This window comes from Mesorhizobium loti (assembly GCF_003148495.1).
GTDB classification, from domain to species: domain Bacteria; phylum Pseudomonadota; class Alphaproteobacteria; order Rhizobiales; family Rhizobiaceae; genus Mesorhizobium; species Mesorhizobium loti.
In genome coordinates this window covers 1-1,661 of sequence record NZ_QGGH01000048.1, presented here as the reverse complement: position 1 = coordinate 1,661, position 1,661 = coordinate 1, and the positions used below count along the sequence as shown (strand labels likewise).

The following is a 1,661-nucleotide window of genomic DNA, read 5'->3' as shown; positions in this document are numbered from 1 at the left end:
CACGGCCGCATGAACATGGACGTGCCGATCGCGGTTGGGGTGTCGCTCGCTTATGCCATGAGCCTCTATGAGACGATCAACCATGGCGACCATGCCTATTTTGACGCGTCGGTATCACTGCTGTTTTTCCTTTTGATCGGCAGGACCCTGGATCACGTGATGCGCGAACGTGCCCGCACCGCGGTGAAAGGCCTGTCTCAGCTGGCCGCGCGTGGCGCCATGGTGCAGCGCGGCGACGGCGCGCGCGACTATCTGCCGGTCGGCGAGATCGAACCAGGCATGCGGTTGTTGATCGCAGCCGGTGAAAGAATCCCCGTCGACGGCAAGATCATTCAGGGGGCGTCGGATCTCGACTGCTCACTGGCCTCAGGCGAAAGCACGCCAAAAAACGTGGCCCCGGGCGCAGCAGTACAGGCCGGCGTGCTCAATCTTACCGGCCCGCTGACGATCGAGGCGACGGCTGCCGCCAAGGATTCGTTCCTCGCCGAAATGGTTCGACTGATGGAAGCCGCCGAGGGCGGTCGTGCCCGCTATCGTCGTATCGCCGACCGCGTGTCGGCACTCTATGCGCCCGTGGTTCATCTCACCGCGTTGGTAACATTCCTGGGCTGGATGGCGGCGACCGGCGACTGGCACCGGGCGATGACGATCGCCATCGCTGTTCTCATCATCACGTGTCCGTGCGCGCTTGGCCTCGCGGTGCCGATCGTACAGGTGGTCGCCGCACGGCGCCTGTTCGAGAACGGCATCATGGTCAAGGACGGTTCGGCCATGGAACGCCTGGCGACGATTGATATAGCGGTGTTCGACAAGACCGGAACGCTCACGCTTGGCCAGCCCCGGCTCGTCAACGCGTCATCGATCGATCCCGCCATGCTGGCAGTTGCAGCCGACCTGGCAGCGCACTCGCGGCATCCGTTTTCAAAGGCCATAGCCGGTTTTGCCACGCCTGGCGGGCAACACAAATTCCGTGCCGTCACCGAGCATCCGGGATTTGGAATCGAAGCAACTGACGCCGGAAATACCTGGCGGCTGGGTCGACGCGGATGGGCTGGATGGAAGGCTCGAACCGGCGGCGAAGGCAAACATGGCTACGGCGGAACGGTTCTCACGAAGAACGGGATGATTGTCGCTTCCTTCGCTTTCGAGGATGCGTTGCGGGCCGATGCCGGGAGCGTCATGGCGCAATTGAACGATGCAGGGGTCTCGGTCGAAATGCTGTCGGGCGATACCGCGGACGTCTGTGGCGATGTCGCAAGAATATTGGGCATCGACCGTTTTGTTCCGGCGCTGCCGCCATCCGGGAAGGTTGAGCGGATCGAAATGCTGACCAAGGCCGGCCACAAGGTCCTGATGGTGGGCGACGGACTCAACGACACACCAGCGCTGGGCGCGGCGCACGTCTCGATCGCTCCCGCCACCGCCGCCGATATTGGCCGCAACGCGGCCGATTTCGTGTTTCTGCGTGAAAGCCTTTCGGCAGTACCCCTTGCGCTGGACGTCTCGCGGAAGGCAGGGCGGTTGATGCGCCAGAACATAGCCATCGCGATCATCTACAACGCCGTTGCCGTGCCGATCGCCATCTTCGGCCACGTCACGCCGTTGATCGCGGCGGTGGCGATGTCCGCCTCATCGCTGCTGGTGATCGGAAACGGGCTGCG

Annotated in this window: 1 protein-coding gene; it reads left to right on the top strand. The window is 63.2% G+C overall.

The window, feature by feature from the left end:
* Nucleotides 1-1,661 (top strand): heavy metal translocating P-type ATPase (locus C8D77_RS37200; protein WP_109672956.1); only part of this gene is annotated, 1,661 nt, incomplete at both ends.